Consider the following 18699-nt stretch of genomic DNA (forward strand, 5'->3'; position numbering starts at 1 on the left):
GCAGGGCCGCCGGGACACAGTCCCGGCGGCCCTTCTCCCCAGCCCCTCCACAGCACTACCCACCCGACCCGCTACACCGCGTATGGTGAGCACTGAGTCCACCGTCGCACTCGAGAGGCGTCCATGTCGTCCTTCTTCACGTGGCTGAGCACCCTGCCGGCCATCGCGCAAGTCCCGATCATCATCGTGGCGTTCGTCGCCCTGATCGGCATCCTGATCTTCTTCATCGAGATCGCGCCCCGCCGAGGCAGGGTCTACACGATCCTCCGACTCGCGGCGTGCATCCTCATCCCGCTGCTCATCCTCGTGGCACTCGAGTCGTACACGATCGCGATCATCGCGGCCGGCGTCCTCGGCGTGTTGTTCTTCTGGCTCGACTACCGGTCCTCACAGGGAGCCGGGTATCTCTTCCAGCTCGTCGGCTTCCTGGCCCCCGCGATCGTGCTCCTCGTGATCGGACTCGTCGTCCCGACGATCCAGACCACGGTGCAGGCGTTCCTCAATGCACGCGGCACCGACTTCGTCGGTCTCGACAACTTCATCTGGATCTTCACGCAACCGCAGGCCGTCCGGACCGTCCTCAACACGATCGTCTGGGTCCTCATCGCTCCCGTCGTCTCGACGATCGCGGGCCTCGCGTACGCGGTCTTCATCGACAAGTCCCGCGGTGAGAAGTACTTCAAGATCCTCGTCTTCATGCCGATGGCGATCTCGTTCGTCGGCGCCTCGATCATCTGGCGGTTCGTCTACACCGCTCGCCCGGCGGACCAGCAGCAGATCGGTCTGCTCAACCAGATCGTCGTCTGGTTCGGCGGCCAGCCGGTGACCTTCCTCTCCGCCGATCCCTGGAACACGATCGCTCTCATCGTCGTGCTCATCTGGGTCCAGACCGGTTTCGCCATGGTGGTGCTCTCGGCCGCGATCAAGGGCGTTCCGGCGGAGCAGATGGAGGCCGCCGAGCTCGACGGCACCAATGCCTGGCAGCGGTTCATCAACGTGACCGTCCCCGGCATCCGCTCGTCGCTCGTCGTCGTGCTCACGACGATCTCGATCGCGTCGCTCAAGGTCTTCGACATCGTCCGCACGATGACCGCCGGCGCCAACAACACCTCGGTCATCGCGAACGAGATGTACACCCAGTTCAAGAACTTCGAGCAGGGTCGGTCCGCGGCGTTCGCCGTCGTGCTGTTCCTCCTCGTGCTGCCGATCGTCGTGTACAACGCCCGGCAGATCAAGAAGCAGAGGGAGATCCGCTGATGAGTGCCGTCACCCCCATCGACCTGCCCGTCGACGAGGATCAGAAGAAGACGCTCACCCGTGGGGAGCGCAAGGTCGAGAGCGGTTTCGCCAAGGGGACGAAGCGTCGTCTCACGTCGCGCGGCGCGACGATCGCCGCCCTCGTGATCGCGATCCTCTGGACGATCCCGACGTTCGGCCTCTTCGTCTCGTCGTTCCGTCCCGCGAACGAGGTGCGTACCACCGGCTGGTGGACCATCTTCAGCAACTGGGGCTTCACGATCGACAACTACACGACCGTGTTGCAGTCGGGAAACGGCCAGCTGACGCTCGGGGACGCGTTCATCAACTCGGTCGCGATCACCCTGCCGGCGACGGCGATCCCGCTCGTCATCGCGTCGCTCGCGGCGTACGCCTTCGCGTGGATGGAGTTCCGCGGCAAGAACATGCTCTTCATCGCGGTGTTCGCCCTCCAGATCGTGCCGATCCAGATGGCCCTCGTCCCGCTCCTGCAGCTGTTCTCACGCGGAGAGATCTTCGGCTTCCCCGTGATCGCGGCGCTCGGATCGTCCGGATACACGCAAGTGTGGATCGCCCACTCGATCTTCGCATTGCCGCTCGCGATCTTCCTCCTCCACAACTTCATCGCGGAGATCCCCGCCGAGGTGATCGAGGCGGCCCGCGTCGACGGCGCCGGTCACGGCCAGATCTTCTTCCGGATCGTCCTCCCGCTCACGATGCCGGCGATCGCGTCCTTTGCGATCTTCCAGTTCCTGTGGGTGTGGAACGACCTGCTCGTGGCGTTGATCTTCGCGGACGGCTCCGTCGCCCCGATGACGAAGCTGCTCGCGGAGATCACGGGAAGCCGTGGTCAGGACTGGCACCTGCTCACGGCCGGCGCCTTCATCTCCATCCTCGTGCCGCTCATCGTGTTCTTCAGCCTGCAGCGGTACTTCGTGCGAGGACTGCTCGCGGGATCGACGAAGGGGTAGGGGCTTCCCGGCGGTCTCGGTCTGACGACCGGTACCGCCGACGGGGCTACCCTCGAGCGACGGCGGTGGACAAGGGAGTCCGCCGCCGTCCGACATTCTCGCCGCGGCGGGCAGAGTCGGCAGGCGCGGTCTGGTACGCCCTCGGCGCAACCGTCCGGTGAGGCTCGATGGCGGTCGTATGGTGAGGGCATGACGATGCGGGGCGGCGGCCACGGTGGGCCGAGGGCGCGGGTGAGCGCGAGCGACGAATCGATGCAGCGGGCGCTCAACGCGGAAGCCCCGAGGATCCCTGGCCTCTTCCACCGCATCACGGGTCTGTTCGCGCCGTACCGCACCCGGCTCATCGTCACAGCGGTGCTCGTCGTCCTCGCTGCCGGACTCTCTGTCGTGCCACCTCTGCTCGTCGAGCAGGCGTTCGACGTTGGGCTCTTCCCCGAAGCGGGTGGCCCCAACCTGGGGGCGCTCGCGCGGATCGTCATCATCATGATCGTGATCTTCATCGTGACGAGCTGTCTCGGCGTCTGGCAGAGCTATCTCACGGCGACGGTCGGCAATCGTGTCATGGGAGCGCTGCGCGTCGAACTCTTCTCGAAGCTCCAGTCGATGGAGTTGAGCTTCTTCACGCACACGAAGACCGGAATCATCCAGTCCCGGCTTCAGAACGACGTCGGTGGCGTCGCGAGTGTCCTGACGAACACCGTGTCGAGCGTGCTCGGGAACACCGTCAACGTGCTCGCGGCCGTCGTCGCGATGATCCTCATCGACTGGCGGCTCACGATCGTCGCACTCGTCCTCATGCCGGCGCTCGTGGCCGCGCAGCGTCGCGTGGGGCAGGTGAGAGCGCGCATCGCGACCCAGACGCAGGAGTCGCTGTCCGACATGACGGCGATCACGCAGGAGACCCTCGGTGTCTCCGGGATCCTGCTGTCGAAGAGCTTCAACCGTCAGGAGAGCGAGATCGAGCGGTACCGCACCGCGAATGCGACGCAGATCACGTTGCAGGTGCGCCAGGCCATGAGTGGTCAGTGGTTCTTCGCGATGGTCAACATCTTCCTCTCGTCGATCCCGGCGATCGTCTACCTCGTGTCGGGCTGGTTGCTCGTGGGCGGTAACGAGGGCGTCACCGCCGGGACGATCGTCGCGTTCACGACGGTCCAGTCGCGATTGCTGTTCCCCCTCATGGCCCTCATGCGGGTCGGGCTCGACGTGCAGACGTCCGGTGCACTCTTCGCGCGCATCTTCGAATACCTCGATCTGCGCCCGCGCGTCACCGACAAGCCGGACGCGATCACCGTCGAGGAGGCGCCGGGTCCGCTCGGTCTCGTCGAATTCCGCGACGTCTCGTTCCGCTATCCGGATGCGGCCGAGGACTCGCGCCCGACGCTCGACGAGGTGTCCTTCCGGATCGAGCCCGGCCAGTTCGCCGCCTTCGTCGGTCCGAGCGGTGCCGGCAAGACGACCGTGTCCTATCTGGTCCCGCGCTTCTACGACGCCGAGAGCGGTACGGTCTCCTTCGCGGGAGCCGACGTCCGGGATCTCACGCAGGACTCCCTCGTGTCGCACATCGGCATCGTGAGCCAGGAGACCTCGCTCTTCCACGCGTCGATCGCCGAGAACCTCCGTTACGCGAAACCGGATGCGACGGACGAGGAGTTGCGGGAGGCCGCGATCGCGGCGAACATCCACCAGACCATCGTGTCGTTCCCGGAGGGCTACGACACGGTCGTGGGGGAGCGCGGCTATCGTCTCTCGGGCGGAGAGAAGCAGCGCATCGCGATCGCACGCGTGCTGCTCAAGGATCCCGCCGTTCTCGTGCTTGACGAGGCGACGAGCGCCCTCGATTCCCTCTCCGAGCGAATCGTCCAGCGTGCCCTCGAGGCCGCATCGGCGGGCCGGACGACGATCGCCATCGCCCACCGGCTCTCCACCGTCATCGACGCGGACATCATCCTCGTGGTTGACGCGGGTCGCATCGTGGAGCGCGGGACCCATGCCGAGCTCCTCGCCCACGACGGCATCTATGCGCGGATGCACGCGGAGCAGCGCACGGACGCCCTCTGACGCACTGGCGGCCCGCCGCAGGAGGTGTTCGAGGGCGAGTGCGCCAGGGGGCCGCGAGGTGTGCGCTCAAAAGCTGTATCTCACCGGGGGCGAGTGGGCGCGGAAAGGGGAGAGCAGGAAGGGGAGATGAGGAGGGTCAGAACTCGTCGGTCGCGCCGCGGTCCGCGAGCATCGATTCCATGAGGTCGATCTCCGACTCCTGACTCGCGACGACGCCCGTCGCGAAGCGCGTGACCGTCTCGTTCGTGCTGCGGTCGAGCACGGCCTCGGCCATCTCGACGGCCCCGCGGTGGTGCGCGATCATGAGCTGGAGGAAGTAGACCTCGGCGTCGACGCCGGTGAGCGTCTTGAGTTCGGCGATCTGGTCCGCCGTCGCGAGCCCCGGCATCGGAGCCCCCGGCTCGTGGGCCGCGGAGCCGCCGCCGTCGTGCTCGTGGCCCGAGCCGTCGAGGGCCGCGCGCGTCATCCAGGTCATGGGCGGCTCGGGCCCGGCCTGCGAGAGCCCCCACTCCTGAAGCCAGCCGTACATCATGCCGGACTGCGTCGCTTGCGTCGTCGTGATGTCGTACGCGAGGGTGCGGACGTCCTCGGCGTCGGTCAGGTCGCGCACGATGAGCGCGAGCTCGACGCCCTGGTTGTGGTGCGTCTGCATGTCCCGCGCGAAGCCCGCCTCGGCGCTCGTGTCCGTCGGGGTCGCCTCGCCGAGCGTCGACAACCGCCCGACGGAGAAGGACACGGCGGCGACCGCCAGGAGGACGAGGACCGCGATGACCGCGACGGCGATCGGCGAGCGGCGACGGACGGTCGTGGGGGCAGCGGCCGAGGAGGGAGCCGTGTCCTCCGTCTCGACCGCGCCGTCCACGTCGCGTCCGTCGCTCGTCGTCATCGGATCAGCTCACCTTCCCCGGGCCGTCGACCGCGCCGGAGCAGGAGGCGCCGGGCTCCGGCACCGAGTCGCTCCGCCAGTACTCCTCCATGAACTCCGCGATGCGCGAATCGTCGACCGAGTCGACCTGCAGCTGCGTGTTCCATCCGCTCAGGACCACGGGGCTCGGGAGATCCTCGAAGGGCGAGAGGATAACGTAGGTCGACGGCAGCTTCTCACGCAGCGTCTGCACGTCCTCGTCGCTCAGCGACGGGTCGTAGGTGACCCAGACGGCGCCGTGCTCGAGCGAGTGCACTGCGTTCTCGTTCGGGACGACCTCGGTGTAGATGCCGCAGTTGAGCCAGTACGGGTTGTGCTCCCCACCGGCGGGAGGCGTCTGCGCGTAGGTGACCGCTCCCTCGACGTGCGTCGAAACGTTCTCGAAGGTCTCGACGCCCTCGATCTCGGCCCCTGTTCCTCCGGCCGTGTACGAAGCGCTCCGCGGAGCGGTGAGCACGATCGTCGTGACGACGAGCGCGACGATCGCGACGCTGCCGATGACGGCCGACCAGATGCCGATGCGACGGTTGCGCGCCTTGCGGGCCTGCTCCTTCTTGTACGCCTCGACCTTCTCGGCACGCTGAGCGGCTCGCTGCTCCTTGACGCTCTGCTTCTTAACCGTCGGGGGAATGCTCGCGCCGGACGGCGTCTGCTGATTGGGGGTCACGGGGGGCCTCTCGATCGCGGGTCTCTCGGTGCTTCCAACCTAGGCGATGGCGCTGTGTATTCCCTCGAATGGACCCCTCGTCCGCACGAAGATCATCCGGGGTGCTCACCCGGTGTCTCGTCTAGAGTGGAGGCGTGTGGTCCTCCTTTCCCTGTTGTCGCTGTCGTTAGTCACGTCGTAACGACCCTGCCCGGGTGAGGGCGCCCCTCTGACAGCTACGCAAGGACACCGGTATGAAGTACGCAGCCTCCATTCTCGACCTCGTCGGCGACACCCCGCTCGTCCGGCTGAACTCGGTTACCGACGGTATCGCCGCGACCGTGCTCGCGAAGGTCGAGTACATGAATCCCGGCGGATCGGCGAAGGACCGCATCGCGAGCCGCATCGTCGACGCCGCGGAACGCGACGGGCTGCTGAAGCCCGGCGGCACGATCGTCGAGCCGACCTCCGGCAACACGGGGGTCGGGCTCGCACTCGTCGCCCAGCAGCGCGGCTACCACTGCATCTTCGTGCTCCCCGACAAGGTCGGCGAGGACAAGCGCAACGTGCTCACGGCCTACGGCGCGGAGATCGTCGTGACGCCGACCGCTGTCGCGCCCGACCACCCCGACTCCTACTACAGCGTCTCCGATCGGCTCACGGCGGAGATCCCCGGGGCCTTCAAGCCCAACCAGTACGCGAACCCCAACGGCCCCCGCAGCCACTACGAGACGACGGGTCCGGAGATCTGGCGCGACACGGACGGCCGCCTCACTCACTTCGTCGCGGGCGTCGGCACGGGCGGGACGATCTCGGGCACGGGCCGTTACCTCCGGGAGGTCGCGGGCGACGCCGTTCGCGTCATCGGGGCGGATCCCGAAGGCAGTGTCTACTCGGGCGGCACGGGGCGCCCGTACCTCGTCGAGGGCGTCGGCGAGGATTTCTGGCCGGGCGCCTACGATCCCACCGTCGTCGACGAGGTCATCCCCGTGACCGACGCGGAGTCCTTCGCCATGACGCGGCGACTCGCACGCGAGGAAGGGCTGCTCGTCGGCGGATCGAGCGGTATGGCCGTCGTCGCCGCGTTGCGAGCGGCTCGTGACCTCCCCGCGGACGCCGTCGTCGTCGTCCTCCTGCCGGATGGCGGCCGCGGATACCTCGGCAAGATCTTCAACGACACGTGGATGCGTTCTTACGGGTTCCTCGACGAGGACAAGGGCGCGACCGTCGCAGACGTCGTGTCGGGCAAGGACGGCGCCATCCCCGCCCTTCTGCACGCCCACCCCGTCGACACCGTGCGCGACGCGATCGCGGTGATGAGCGAGTTCGGCGTCTCCCAGCTGCCCGTGCTCACGGCCGAGCCACCCGTCGTGATGGGAGAGGTCATCGGGGCCGTCTCCGAGCGCTCGCTCCTCGAGAACGTGTTCTCCGGCGACTCCAAGATGTCCGACGCCGTGTCGACGGTCGTCTCCGACCCGCTGCCGATCATCGGCTCGGGGGAGTCCCTCGCAGCCGCGCGTGCGGCGCTCGCGTCGTCCGACGCACTGCTCGTGACCCTCGACGGCAAGCCGCACGCCGTCATCACCCGCCACGACCTCCTCGCCTTCCTGGGCGAGTAGAGGCTTCCGGCACGACACCCGTCAGGAGACCCCATGGCGAAGAAGAAGTCCACCCCCACAAGCGCGTTCGCGACGCTCGCCATCCACGCCGGTCAGGATCACGACGCGGCGACGGGCGCTGTCATCCCGCCCATCTTCCAGTCCTCGACCTTCGTGCAGGACGGCATCGGCGGCCTGCGCGGCGGCTACGAGTACGGTCGGAGCGCGAACCCCACGCGGACGGCGCTCGAGACGCAACTCGCGGCGCTCGAAGGTGGTCAGCACGGTCTCGCGTTCTCGTCGGGACTGGCGGCGGAGGATGCTCTCCTGCGGGCCGTCGTCCGCCCAGGTGACCACATCGTCATCGGCAACGACGTCTACGGCGGCACGTACCGTCTCATCAACCGGATCTTCGGGGATTGGGGTGTCGAGCACACGGTCGTCGACCTCGCCGACCTGCGTGCCGTCGACAAGGCGATCACGCCCCGCACGAAGATGCTGTGGATCGAGACGCCGTCGAACCCGCTCATGAAGATCAGTGACATCGCGGAGCTCACGGAGATCGCCCATGCCGCCGGGCTCCTCGCGGTCGTCGACAATACCTTCGCCTCGCCGGCGCTGCAGCGCCCGCTCACGCTCGGTGCCGACGTCGTCGTGCACTCGATGACGAAGTACATCGGCGGGCACTCCGACGTCATCGGTGGCGGCCTCGTGCTCGACGACGACGAGCTCGAGGAGAAGGTGCGCTTCCTGCAGTTCGCCGCCGGCGCGATCGCGGCACCGATGGAGGCGTGGCTCACGACGCGCGGACTGAAGACGCTCGACGTTCGGATGCAGCGGCACTCGGAGAACGCCGGTCGTCTGGCCGAGTTCCTCGACGGGCACTCGGGCATCGAGACGGTGTACTATCCCGGGCTCGCGTCGCACCCCGGTCACACGATCGCTGCGACCCAGATGTCGCGTTTCGGCGGAATGCTGTCGATCGCGGTCGCGGGTGGGGAACGGGTCGCGCGCCGCTTCGCCGAGAAGACACGCGTCTTCCAGCTCGCGGAGTCCCTCGGCGGAGTGGAGTCGCTCGTCAATTACCCCTCGGCGATGACGCACGCGTCGGTCGCGGGGACGGAACTCGCGGTGCCGCCGAACGTCGTGCGACTGTCGGTCGGCCTCGAGGACGCCGACGAGCTCATCGCCGACGTGGATCGTGCTCTCGCGAAGGCCGTCAAGCAACGCTGAGCCCGGAACGGGTGCGGCGGCCGCCGGCGGTCGTGCCCGTTTCCGCATTTTCGGCGAGTCAAGGGTTCAAGTCGCTCGAAACGATTCGATAAGCTGATCGCGAGCACTGGCCCGCTCCGCGCCCCGAGGCGACGAGCCGCTGCATCCGCTCCTCTTCCGCCCTCGAGCTCTGAAAGCCGTTTCGTGACGACCATCGTTCACCCCGGCGATGCGCTGTCCCGTCGACAGCGCGTCGTCTACATCCTCGTCCTCGGCGCGCTCACCGCGCTCGGGCCGTTCACCATCGACCTGTACCTGCCGGCGTTCCCCGTCCTCGAGGACGAGTTGGACGTGAGCGCCGCGCTCATCCAGCTCACGCTCACCGGCACGACGATCGGATTCGCGGTCGGCCAGCTGTTCATGGGCCCGTGGAGCGACAAGGTCGGACGTCGCCTCCCGCTGCTCATCGCGACGAGTGTGCACATCGCCGCCTCCATCGGTGTCATCTTCTCGCCGGACATCGTGTGGCTCGCCGTCTTCCGCGTCCTGCAGGGCGCCGGGGCGGCGGCGGGCGGAGTCGTCGCGATGGCGATGGTGCGTGACCTCTTCGGAGGGAAGCCGCTCGTGCGGATGCTCTCCCGGTTGGCCCTCGTCAACGGCCTCGCGCCCATCCTCGCTCCGGTCATCGGCTCGCAACTGCTGCTCTTCGTCAACTGGCAGGGACTGTTCGTCTTCCTCGCGGTCTACGGTGCCCTCGTGGTGACGGCGGTCGCCCTCTTCATCATCGAGACGCTGCCCGCGGCGCGCCGGGCGGAAGCCGGTCACAGCACGATCGGGCAGCGCTACCACGCCTTGTTCACCGATCGTGCCTACCTCGGCGTCGCGCTCATCGGCGGCATGACGTTCTCGGGACTCTTCGCGTACCTGTCGTCGTCGTCGTTCCTCTTCCAGCAGCACTTCGGACTCGACGCACAGCAGTACGGCCTCCTCTTCGCGATCAACTCGATCGGCGTCGTCGCGGGGGTGCAGATCTCGTCCCGCGTCATGCGTCGGTACGGTCCGCAGTGGATCCTCGCCTTCACGACGGGGACACACGTCGTCACCGCGACGGCGATCATCCTGCTGGCGCAGACGGACGCAGGACTCTTCGGCATCCTCGTCCCGCTGTTCTTCTACATCACCGCGTGTGGATTCTCGTTCCCTGCCGTTCAGGTTCTCGGGCTGGCGAACCACGCGAAGGAGGCCGGGACCGCCGCCTCGCTGCTCGGCGCGCTCAACTTCGGGCTCGCGGGCGTGATCTCACCGATCGTCGGCGTGCTCGGCATCTCGGCGACGGCCATGGGATCGGTCATGCTCGGGACGGCCATCATCGCGACGTTCTCGATCTGGGTCATCGTCCGTCCCCGGACAGTACCCGAACTCTCCAACTGACCGCCGCGCCCGCCCCCCGTGGTGGGCTGGGACGAGCGGCCACTACCGTGGGGTGATGGCCACCCGCGCGCGTTACGTCGGAACCCTCGTCGGCGTGGGAGTCGTCCTGATCCTGCTCGCGACGACCGCCGGTGTGCTCATCGCCGCCGGTGTCCTCCCGAACCCGAACGCCGTCGACACGTGGTGGTCGGGACTCGCGGCGTCGATGCGGTCGCCGGTGACGACCGCGATCGCGCTCGCGTTCAACGCTCTCGGTCGCGGCCTCGCGGCCACACTCGTCGTCCCCCTCGTGCTCGTCGGCGTCCTCGTGGTCGCACGACGACCGTGGTCCGCCGCGGCGCTCGTCGCGGCGGCGGCTCTCACCTGGGCGCTCACGCGGGTCCTGAAATCGGTCGTGGCCCGCGACCGACCCGAGGACATCCTCGTCGTGAGCGACTTCGGCTCCTTCCCCTCGGGGCACGCGTCGAACGCGGCGGCCCTCGTCACGGTGCTCTTCCTCGCGTTCCGGTCGGTCGCCCTCCGCGTCCTCGTCTCGATCTACCTCGTCGCGATGATGTGGTCGCGACTCCTGCTCGGGGCACACTGGGCGACCGACGTCGTCGGGGGAGCGCTCGTGGGCGTCGGCGCCGCTCTCATCGTCGTGGCTGTCGTGCGACCGCTGCTGCGCCGTGAGCCGCTCCGGCGGGGAACCCGTGGCTGAGTCGTCGGTCGCGCGAGCCGGCGCTCGACGCGCGGCAGACCGAGCCGGCGTCCGGATCGTCGAGGCCCGGTCACCGGCGGAGGCGCGTGCGACGGAGGCGATGTTCTCCGCGACGTGGGGAGAGGGGCGCGGGGCCGACGCATCGACGCTTCAGGCGATCGCCCATGCGGGGAACCCTGTGCTCCTGGCGCGACGCGACGACGCCGTGCTCGGCGCTCTCTTCTCGTTCCTCGGGTGGGACGGTGGGCTGCACGTGCACTCGCACATGACCGCAGTCGCGTCCGGCACACGATCCGCGGGCGTGGGCTTCGCGCTCAAGCTCACTCAGCGCGCGCTCTGCCTCGAGCACGGGATCCGCGAGGTCCGCTGGACCTACGACCCCCTCATCCGCCGGAACGCCCGCTTCAACCTCTGGAAGCTCGGCGCGCGGGTGTCCGCGTTCCACCCCGACTTCTACGGCGTGCTCGACGACGCCATCAACGGCTCGGACCGGAGCGACCGATTCGAGGTGAGGTGGCGGCTCGACTCACCGGAGGTGGAGGCCGCGCTCGCCGAAGACCGCGCTCCGGCTGCTCGCGAGCCGGACGACGGACGACGCGACGACGGACGACGCGACGACCTCGTGCTCCCAGTCGACTTCGAGGCGCTGCGTTCGGAGGAGCCCGCGGCCGCCTCGGGCCTCCGGGAGCGCAGCAGAGGGCTGTTCACCGAGGCCCTCCGTTCCGGTCGCTCCATCCGCTTCACGGGCACAGGGTACGTCTTCGACCGCGGGGGGACAGCTACCAGGGAAGGGAACACACGATGAGGATCGAACGCATCGAGCTCCACACAATCGGCATGCCGCTCGTCCGGCCGTTCGAGACGAGCTTCGGCCGACAGACCGAGCGCGAGGTCCTGCTCGCCCACGTCGTCGCCGACGGCGTCGACGGCTGGGGCGAGTGCGTCGCAGGCACGACTCCCGACTACAGCTCGGAGTACGTTGCGGGATGCGCCGCCGTGATCGAGCGGTTCCTCGCTCCCGCGCTCCTCGCGGCCCTCGACGTCACGGCGGACGGTCTCGACGCTCTGTTCAGGGGCGTGATCGGCCACCGGATGGCGAAGGCGACCCTCGAGGCCGCCGTGCTCGACGCCGAGACGCGCGCGGCTGGCATCTCGTTCGGGGAGCGACTCGGGGCTGTGCGCGACCGCGTCGAATGCGGCGTCTCCGTGGGGATCAGCCCTGATCTCGACACCCTGCTCGCCGAGGTCGACGGCTATGTCGAGGCCGGTTATCGACGCATCAAGCTCAAGATCAAGCCGGGCTGGGACATCGAGCCGGTCGCGCGGGTCCGCGAGCTCATCGGGACCCTGCCGCTCCAGGTCGACGCCAACACCGCGTACACGCTCGATCACGTCGAGCATCTGCGGCGCCTCGACGAGTACGGGCTGCTCCTCATCGAGCAGCCGTTCGTCGAGGAGGACATCGCGGCACACGTGCTCCTCGCCGACTCGATCGACACCCCGGTGTGCCTCGACGAGAGCATCACGTCGACAGGGATCGCCATCGACGCGATCGAGCGGGGAGCGACGAGCATCGTCAACATCAAGCCGGGCCGCGTGGGCGGCTACCTCGAGGCCGTGTCGATCCACGACGCGTGCCGTGCGCTCGACGTGCCCGTGTGGTGCGGCGGCATGCTCGAGACCGGCGTCGGGCGAGCGATGAACGTCGCGCTCGCCGCCTTGCCGGGATTCGCGCTGCCGGGCGACACGAGCGCGTCGAGCCGGTACTTCGCCGAGGACCTCACGGAACCCTTCGTGCTCGACGACGGCTATCTGGACGTGCCGACGGGACCGGGATCCGGTGTCGAAATCCGCAGAGACCTCGTCGAGCGCTGGGCCCTCGCCGAGCCGCGCGTCCTCGTGCGACCTTAGGATGCCCGACCTGACGAGCGGCGACGGTGCGGCACGGCCGGACCAGGACGCAGCCGCGGCGCGCAAGCGGGCGGACGAGCTCGCGTTCCCGGGTGCTCGACACTCAGGAATCGAGCCTCGGGCTCGTCTTCCACTACGCCGAGGACGTGTGCTGCGCGAGACGTCCCCGTCGACGACGCCACGGGCGATCACCTCGACGACGAGGTGCTCGCGGACGTGTACGCGACGCCGTACCTCGACCATGCGACGGGCGTCGGCCTCGTCGCCGTCGACGAGGCCGACGAGGTGCAGGGCTACCTGATCGGCACGACCGAAACCGCGGCCTTCTCGCGCTGGTTCGTCACCGCCTGCTGGCCGAAGGTCTCGCGGGGCCGCGCGCCACGAACCCGCGCGGACGCGGCGCTGCTCGCGTCCGCCGCCGATCCGAACCGGATGCTCGTCTCGTGCATAGACGACTTCCCGGCGCACCTGCACATCGATCTGCTGGAGGGGCGCGAGGCGTGGGGACGGGTCGACGTCTCGTCGGGGCCGCCGTCGAGCAGTTGCGCTCGCGAGGAGTACCGGGCGTGCACCTTGTCGTGTCCGCCTCGAACGACCCCGCGATCACGTTCTACCGACGGACGGGTTTCGCCGAGGTGACCGAGGACCGGGCGACGGTGCCCGAGGAATCCATCGTCTTCGGGCGCCGCGTCGACGCTCGCGTCCCCCGAGAGGTGATGCCCCCGGGCCGGGTCTCTAGCCGAGTCTTGTCGGGCGTCGCTCGAACCAGTAGAGCATGAGGGGATTCGTGCGCTGGAGCTCGTCGAGGGTGATGGCGTTCTCGATGTGCTCGACGGGGACGGTGACGAGGTGCTCGGCGACCTTGTGGATGGATGCCGTCGACCAGTAGTCGCCGCGCATCCGCAATTGGACCCGTCCGTCGCCGTCGAGAACGAAGAGCTGGCGGCGGGGCTCGGCGGCGAGCGTCCTGTGCAGATCGAGGAGCACGGCACGCGCGACCCTCTCGAGCGGGACGCGGTGCGTGCCACCGAAGAACGTCTTCTCCACGAGGTGTGTCGGGGTGACGGTGACCGACACACGGAAGTACTGGACCATCCCGTACGCGACGACGAGTGCGACGACCGTCGCCGCGCCGGCGACCCAGATCCAGGGACCGTCCGGGACGGTCAGCCACAGCAGCACCAGGAGGATCGGCACGGTGAGGGAGGCGATCGCCACGAGTCCCTGGCCGAGGAGCCGGCGGCGCACGTGCACGGTGACCGACGACCCCGTCCCCACGTTCTTCAGCATGGTGCCCCCTCTCCCCGGCGTACAGTCTGCCCGAGAGTGAGGCCTGTTCACCATCCACCTTTTGGAGGACAAGGAAGCGGAGAGCGGGGACGATGCGGTGCGCCGAGTGATGCGGTGCTCCCAGCTGCCGGGCCGCCGGGAGCACCGCGCGACGGAGGTCGTCAGCCGACGGTGGAGGTCTCTCCTCTCCGGCGACGCGCGCGCAGGAGAGCGAACGCGCCGAGGGACATGGCCGTGCCCGCGGCGAGCATCAGGGCTGCTGCGCCCGCCGCTCCGGTCGAGGCGAGGGGATCGTCGGATGCGTCCGGATCTTTCGGGTCACCCGGGATCTCGCTCGGCTGCGGGTCCGGTGTGGGCTCCCCGGGCTCCCCGGGCTCCCCGGGCTCCCCAGGCTCCCCGGGAAGCCCGGGCTCGGCGGGTTCGCCTGGCTCCCCGGGCTCAGTCGGCGCCTCGGCACCCGGTCGCAAGTCCTCCGTGCTCAGACCCGGGATGTTGATCCAGGTCTGCGCGATGAGGTGGATGCCCGGCGGGACTGTCGCCTCCCACCCGGTCACTGCCCACAGCGGCGTCTCCTCCCGCACAGGCATCGACCGGCTGATCACGGGCCCGCGTTCCGTGATCTCCTCGACGGGGATCGCCTCATAGAAGAAGGGGTCCCGTTCGAAGCGTTGCTCGCCCTCACCGACCGCGAGGTCGAACCCGCCGCTGTACGGCGCGTACCGATTGCTCATCTCGAGGGTGAGAGGCCTTTCCTCGTCGGTTTCGTCGCCGACGGTCATCGTGCCCCAATAGTTCTGGGAGATGGAGATGCCCGCCGTATCGCAGCGGCCGTCGGCAACGTTCTCGAAGGTGGCGATCGTCGTCGCCGTGGCCTGATCGAAGACCTCCACGCTGACGAAACCGGTGAGATCCCATGTCCGTGTGGCGCTGCCGCCGTCGAAGAACTCCGATGCGACCACGAGACGGCCGTCGCAGCCGACGTAGCGCACCATTTCGACGATGGTCGTCCCGGTGCGGTTGTCCACGGCGACGTCGACGACATCGGGGTCGGTGGTGTTCGGCGTGATGGTGAGGGAGCTCGGACCGGAGGTCTCGGCCGTGAAGACGTCTGTCCTGTACGACGGCCCCTCCGAGCCGTCCTCGAACACCACCGCGATGACCCCCACGAGTTCGCCGGCCGCGACCTCCACCGTGGACGTGTCGATCGTGAGGGAAGGCAGGCCCGTGACCTCGCCGACCCTCAGGGTCTCATCCGCGAAACGTTCACCGGAGGCCACCGATTCGATGGTGTAGTGGATCGTGCCGTGGCCGGAGTACGTGATCGCGAGTCGCGACATCGGCGTGCCGTCGAAGGCGACCGTCGGGTAGCCCCACGCATTCTGAATCGTGACAGGCGTGACGTTGAACGGCGCACTGAGCTCGGCGCCACCTCCCGCGAGGGTCAACTCGTGGGCTCCCGCAGTCGTGTCGTCCGGGACGGTGACGAACCAGTCGATCGCTCCTCCCGGCGGAGCGACGCCGACCCTGACCACGCCGATGCCGTCGATCGACGCCGTGTAGCGTTCACCCGCAACGAGCCCGGTCGCCGAGACGCGCAGATCGCCGCCGAGACCGACCCACTCGGGGCCGACCTCCAGGGCCGCGAGCCCGGGAGCGGCGACCGGCTCATCGCCGGCGTCGACGGTCACGATCGTCGTGAGTCCGGTGTCGCCGAAGCGCACGACACCGAGATAGGTCCCGCCGTCGAGTCCCGACCATGCCGCGCGGACGATCGGGGTGTCGCCCACGGCCCCGGAGAGGGTACCGGGTTCCGTCGTGAACTCCCCGGCGGCCGCCGCGGGATCGACGGCGAACGTCGTGAGCGTGTAGTCGAGGGACGTGGACCCGTCCGATGCGGCGGAGTAGAAGCTCACGTCCACGAGGTAGGTGCCGCCGGACGCCGGCACCGAGCCGAGGTCCACACGCTCGTCGGCGCTGCCCGTCGCGGACATCCCCACCTGGGAGAAGCCGCCGTTCTGGTTCCGGCGGGAGACCACGAGGTCGAGGTCGGCCGAGTCGTCCGCGGCGTCGAGGTCGAAGCGCGCGAACGTCGTCCCCGCCGGGATCGTGATGGCGAAGCGGTCGGAGGAGGCTCCGACCGTGCCTGTACCGGTCTGGCGCGAGCCCCGGGCCAGACCGTCGGCGCTCAACGGGATCGAACCGGCCTCTCCGACGCTCACGGGGATCCCGACCTCGCCGGTCGTGCCCGTGCCGGCCACCTCGGTCGGCACGTCGAGTGCCACCGGCTGGATCGCGAGAGCACTCCGCACGGCGAACCGATCGTTCGCCCACGTGAGGTATCCCGTGCTGAACCGCGAGAGTTCGGCGTCGGTGCGGGTGAAGGTCACTGTGAACTCGCGCTCCTCGCCCGCGGCATCGAAGCTGAGTGTGCTCGGCGACACCGTCACCGACACGCCCGAAAGCCCCTCGACGGACGCGGTGTACTCGCCCGACGCCGTCGCGGTGACGGTCCGGGTCACGGTCTGAGAACCGGCGAGTCCACCGATCCCGATGGACGGGAGGTTGAGATCCGACGGGTCGATCGGATCGACGCCGTGCTCTTCGCCGATGCCCTGCAGGTACGCGGTCCAGTCGGTGACGTCGTTGAGATAGAGAAGACCGGGGGACAGGTAGTCGCGGGGAACCACCTCGCCGTTGCCCTGCCCGAAGGGGTCACCGAACGGTTCGCCGATGTCGGTGAGTGTTTCGCGCGTGGTGGTCATGAGGGCCGACTTCACCTCCGACGGCGACGCCGTCGGATGTTCCCCGAGGTAGAGGGCAGCGAGGCCGGCGACGTGTGGAGAAGCCATCGAGGTTCCCGACATGTATCCCCATGTCGGGTCGGCTTCATCGGCGTTGGCGGTGGCCGCGAGGATGTTCACCCCGGGGGCGGCGACGTCGGGCTTGATCAGGTCGGATCCGTCCGCGAGCACGGGGCCGCGACTCGAGAAGCCCGCTACCTGGGGAGTCGGAGCCGGGGCTTCACCCGCGGTGTTACCGTTCTCGAGCGTCGCCGTGGGTCCGTCGGTGGCGGTGTAGGCGACGAGGGCGTCGCGAGCGGCGGAGTCGACGTGGATCGTCGGGACACTGTGCGCGTCGAGGTCCGTCGAGTCGGGCGAGGTGTTGACGAGCACCATACCGATGCCGCCGGCTCGCGCAACCTCGGCCGATTTCGCTACCCTGTCGACCTCGCCGCGGTCGCAGAGCACGATCGTTCCGGCTGTTCGAGCCGGGTCGAGGGAGTCTGGGCCGCACAGTGCGGAGGACGTGGCACCGGCGAGCGCGACGTCCGCTGCGGACACGAACGGACCGGCGACGCCGGCGCTCGGCACCGTCGTCGTCGCACCGAGGAATGCGGTGCCGTCGCCGAGGCGCACCGTGCCCTCCGGTGCGGGAATGGTGGAGGCGGCGACCGTCGTGATCCACGGCGACGCGTTGTCCAGCGTCGAGGCATTCGGCCCCGCATTGCCGGCGGCCGCCGCGACGAAGATGCCGACCTCGGCCGCCCGCATGAAGGCCTGATCCGTGAGGGAGTTCGTCGTCTCGGCCGCGCCGCCTCCGATGGAGTAGTTGATGACGTCCACGTTGTCGGCGACGGCGGCGTCGATCGCCGCGAGCAGGTCGGCCGTCGCGCAACCGTCGTCCGTCGTCGCCGCGGGGTCCGGGCCCTCCCAGCAGGCCTTGTACACGGCGAGCTTCGCGGCGGGCGCGACGCCCGAGATGACCGGCCCGGCGGTGACGGCGTCGACGGACGCGTTGCCGGCAGCGGTCGAAGCCGTGTGGGAACCGTGCGACGCTCCGTCGCGAGGCGAGAGGTACTCGCCGGTAGCGGTGGTGCCGATGCGGTCGGCGCCGAACCCGTTCACGAAGTATCGCGCTCCGATCAGCTTGGTGGAGCAGTCGTCGGCCGTGAACTGGTCTCCCGTCTCGCACGTGCCGCGGAACTGTGACCCGTCCGTCTTCTCGAAGATGATGGCGTCGCCATCGCGATACGGGTCCCCGCCGGCGGTGGAGCGGAGGGGGTCGCCGGCGAACGAGGGGTTCTCCGGCGCGATGCCGGTGTCGATGATGCCGACGACGATGCCCGCCCCGGCCTCGTCGGACCCCCCGAGCGAGGACCAGACGCCGTCGTCGCCCTCGAGTCCGAGGTAGCCGGTGGACGTGCCGGCGTCGGAGACGCTGAGGATCTCGTTCTCGACGACGGTCGCGACGCGAGTGTCTGAGCGCAGCTTCTCGAGTTGCGCGTCGGTGAGGTCTGCGGCGAAGCCGTTGGTCGCCAGCGTGTATCCGATCAGGATGTCCGCGCCGACGGATTCCGCCACCTGGGACTGGGTCTCCTCGAGCCCGCGGGTGTAGTCGGCGACACGTCTCGACGCGGCGTCGAAGCGCGAACCCGATCGAGCCGCGGCAGCCTGGTCCCTCAGGACGACGACGTAGGTCTTCGTCTCCTCTGTCCCCGCGTCCCCCGCCGGTGTCGAGAATTCGGTGGCCGAGGACGGGGCGACGATCGGCTCGAGAGCCAATGCCGTCGACGGGAGGGCGAGGGAGACGGTCACGGCGCCGAGCGCGAGAGCGGCCGCGAGGATGCGCGCCGGTCGTCGATGCGCTGGGGCAGGCCGAGGTGATCTGAGTTTCACTGAGGGTCCTTTGAGACATCG

Annotated in this window: 15 protein-coding genes; 11 read left to right on the plus strand and 4 right to left on the minus strand. The window is 68.8% G+C overall.

All coding sequences use genetic code 11. The annotated features are described in order from the left end of the window. Positions 1 to 123 precede the first annotated feature (123 nt). The 3 genes from ELQ92_RS04150 to ELQ92_RS04160 all read left to right on the plus strand — a co-directional run bounded on the left by ELQ92_RS04150 (position 124) and on the right by ELQ92_RS04160 (position 4289). The gene (locus tag ELQ92_RS04150; RefSeq protein WP_128497685.1) at positions 124 to 1257 is read left to right on the plus strand and encodes a carbohydrate ABC transporter permease; all 1134 of its coding nucleotides are present in this window, start codon (positions 124 to 126) and stop codon (positions 1255 to 1257) included. Beyond that, positions 1257 to 2228: a carbohydrate ABC transporter permease gene (locus ELQ92_RS04155; RefSeq protein WP_128497686.1), complete on the plus strand. Its 972-nt coding sequence runs from the start codon at positions 1257 to 1259 to the stop codon at positions 2226 to 2228. Before ELQ92_RS04150 ends, ELQ92_RS04155 begins: the two co-directional genes overlap by 1 nt. Positions 2229 to 2423: 195 nt before the next feature. After that, on the plus strand, positions 2424 to 4289 hold the full coding sequence (locus tag ELQ92_RS04160; protein WP_128498027.1) for an ABC transporter ATP-binding protein: 1866 nt from the start codon (positions 2424 to 2426) through the stop codon (positions 4287 to 4289). Positions 4290 to 4425: 136 nt separating this feature from the next. Here the strand turns inward: ELQ92_RS04160 and ELQ92_RS04165 are convergent, their stop codons facing one another. Both ELQ92_RS04165 and ELQ92_RS04170 read right to left on the minus strand, forming a co-directional pair. Next, the gene (locus ELQ92_RS04165; protein ID WP_128497687.1) at positions 4426 to 5175 is read right to left on the minus strand and encodes a DUF305 domain-containing protein; all 750 of its coding nucleotides are present in this window, start codon (positions 5173 to 5175) and stop codon (positions 4426 to 4428) included. 4 nt (positions 5176 to 5179) lie between these two features. After that, entirely contained in the window at positions 5180 to 5881 is a 702-nt protein-coding gene (locus ELQ92_RS04170) for a DUF3105 domain-containing protein (RefSeq protein ID WP_128497688.1), read from the minus strand. A 233-nt stretch (positions 5882 to 6114) separates the two neighbouring features. Between ELQ92_RS04170 and ELQ92_RS04175 the strand changes: the two genes are divergently transcribed. The 8 genes from ELQ92_RS04175 (at position 6115) to ELQ92_RS16805 (ending at position 13491) form a co-directional block, all read left to right on the plus strand. Then, complete coding sequence (locus ELQ92_RS04175; protein ID WP_128497689.1) at positions 6115 to 7479, plus strand: cystathionine beta-synthase; 1365 nt, start codon at positions 6115 to 6117, stop codon at positions 7477 to 7479. Between the two features lie 33 nt (positions 7480 to 7512). Next, the gene (locus ELQ92_RS04180; protein WP_128497690.1) at positions 7513 to 8691 is read left to right on the plus strand and encodes a cystathionine gamma-synthase; all 1179 of its coding nucleotides are present in this window, start codon (positions 7513 to 7515) and stop codon (positions 8689 to 8691) included. Positions 8692 to 8874: 183 nt separating this feature from the next. Beyond that, complete coding sequence (locus ELQ92_RS04185; protein WP_128497691.1) at positions 8875 to 10101, plus strand: multidrug effflux MFS transporter; 1227 nt, start codon at positions 8875 to 8877, stop codon at positions 10099 to 10101. Positions 10102 to 10156: 55 nt separating this feature from the next. Next, positions 10157 to 10801 (plus strand): phosphatase PAP2 family protein, encoded by a 645-nt coding sequence (locus ELQ92_RS04190; protein WP_128497692.1) that lies wholly within the window; start codon positions 10157 to 10159, stop codon positions 10799 to 10801. Continuing rightward, the gene (locus ELQ92_RS04195) at positions 10794 to 11606 is read left to right on the plus strand and encodes a hypothetical protein (protein ID WP_128497693.1); all 813 of its coding nucleotides are present in this window, start codon (positions 10794 to 10796) and stop codon (positions 11604 to 11606) included. Before ELQ92_RS04190 ends, ELQ92_RS04195 begins: the two co-directional genes overlap by 8 nt. After that, positions 11603 to 12712, plus strand: coding sequence for an o-succinylbenzoate synthase (gene menC / locus ELQ92_RS04200; RefSeq protein WP_128497694.1), 1110 nt, complete (start codon positions 11603 to 11605; stop codon positions 12710 to 12712). The genes ELQ92_RS04195 and menC overlap by 4 nt, the downstream gene beginning before the upstream one ends. A 216-nt stretch (positions 12713 to 12928) precedes the next feature. Then, positions 12929 to 13351, plus strand: coding sequence for a hypothetical protein (locus ELQ92_RS16535; RefSeq protein ID WP_243694856.1), 423 nt, complete (start codon positions 12929 to 12931; stop codon positions 13349 to 13351). Then, entirely contained in the window at positions 13255 to 13491 is a 237-nt protein-coding gene (locus ELQ92_RS16805; RefSeq protein WP_424979760.1) for a GNAT family N-acetyltransferase, read from the plus strand. Before ELQ92_RS16535 ends, ELQ92_RS16805 begins: the two co-directional genes overlap by 97 nt. On the opposite strand, the gene ELQ92_RS04210 is transcribed toward ELQ92_RS16805, so the two are convergent. Together ELQ92_RS04210 and ELQ92_RS16695 are read right to left on the minus strand one after the other, a co-directional pair. Beyond that, positions 13448 to 14002 (minus strand): hypothetical protein, encoded by a 555-nt coding sequence (locus ELQ92_RS04210; RefSeq protein WP_128497696.1) that lies wholly within the window; start codon positions 14000 to 14002, stop codon positions 13448 to 13450. The genes ELQ92_RS16805 and ELQ92_RS04210 overlap by 44 nt on opposite strands. 161 nt (positions 14003 to 14163) lie before the next feature. Beyond that, entirely contained in the window at positions 14164 to 18678 is a 4515-nt protein-coding gene (locus tag ELQ92_RS16695; protein WP_166426699.1) for a S8 family serine peptidase, read from the minus strand. Positions 18679 to 18699: the final 21 nt, after the last annotated feature.

It is taken from the genome of Labedella populi (assembly GCF_004078655.1).
GTDB classification, from domain to species: Bacteria; Actinomycetota; Actinomycetes; order Actinomycetales; family Microbacteriaceae; genus Labedella; species Labedella populi.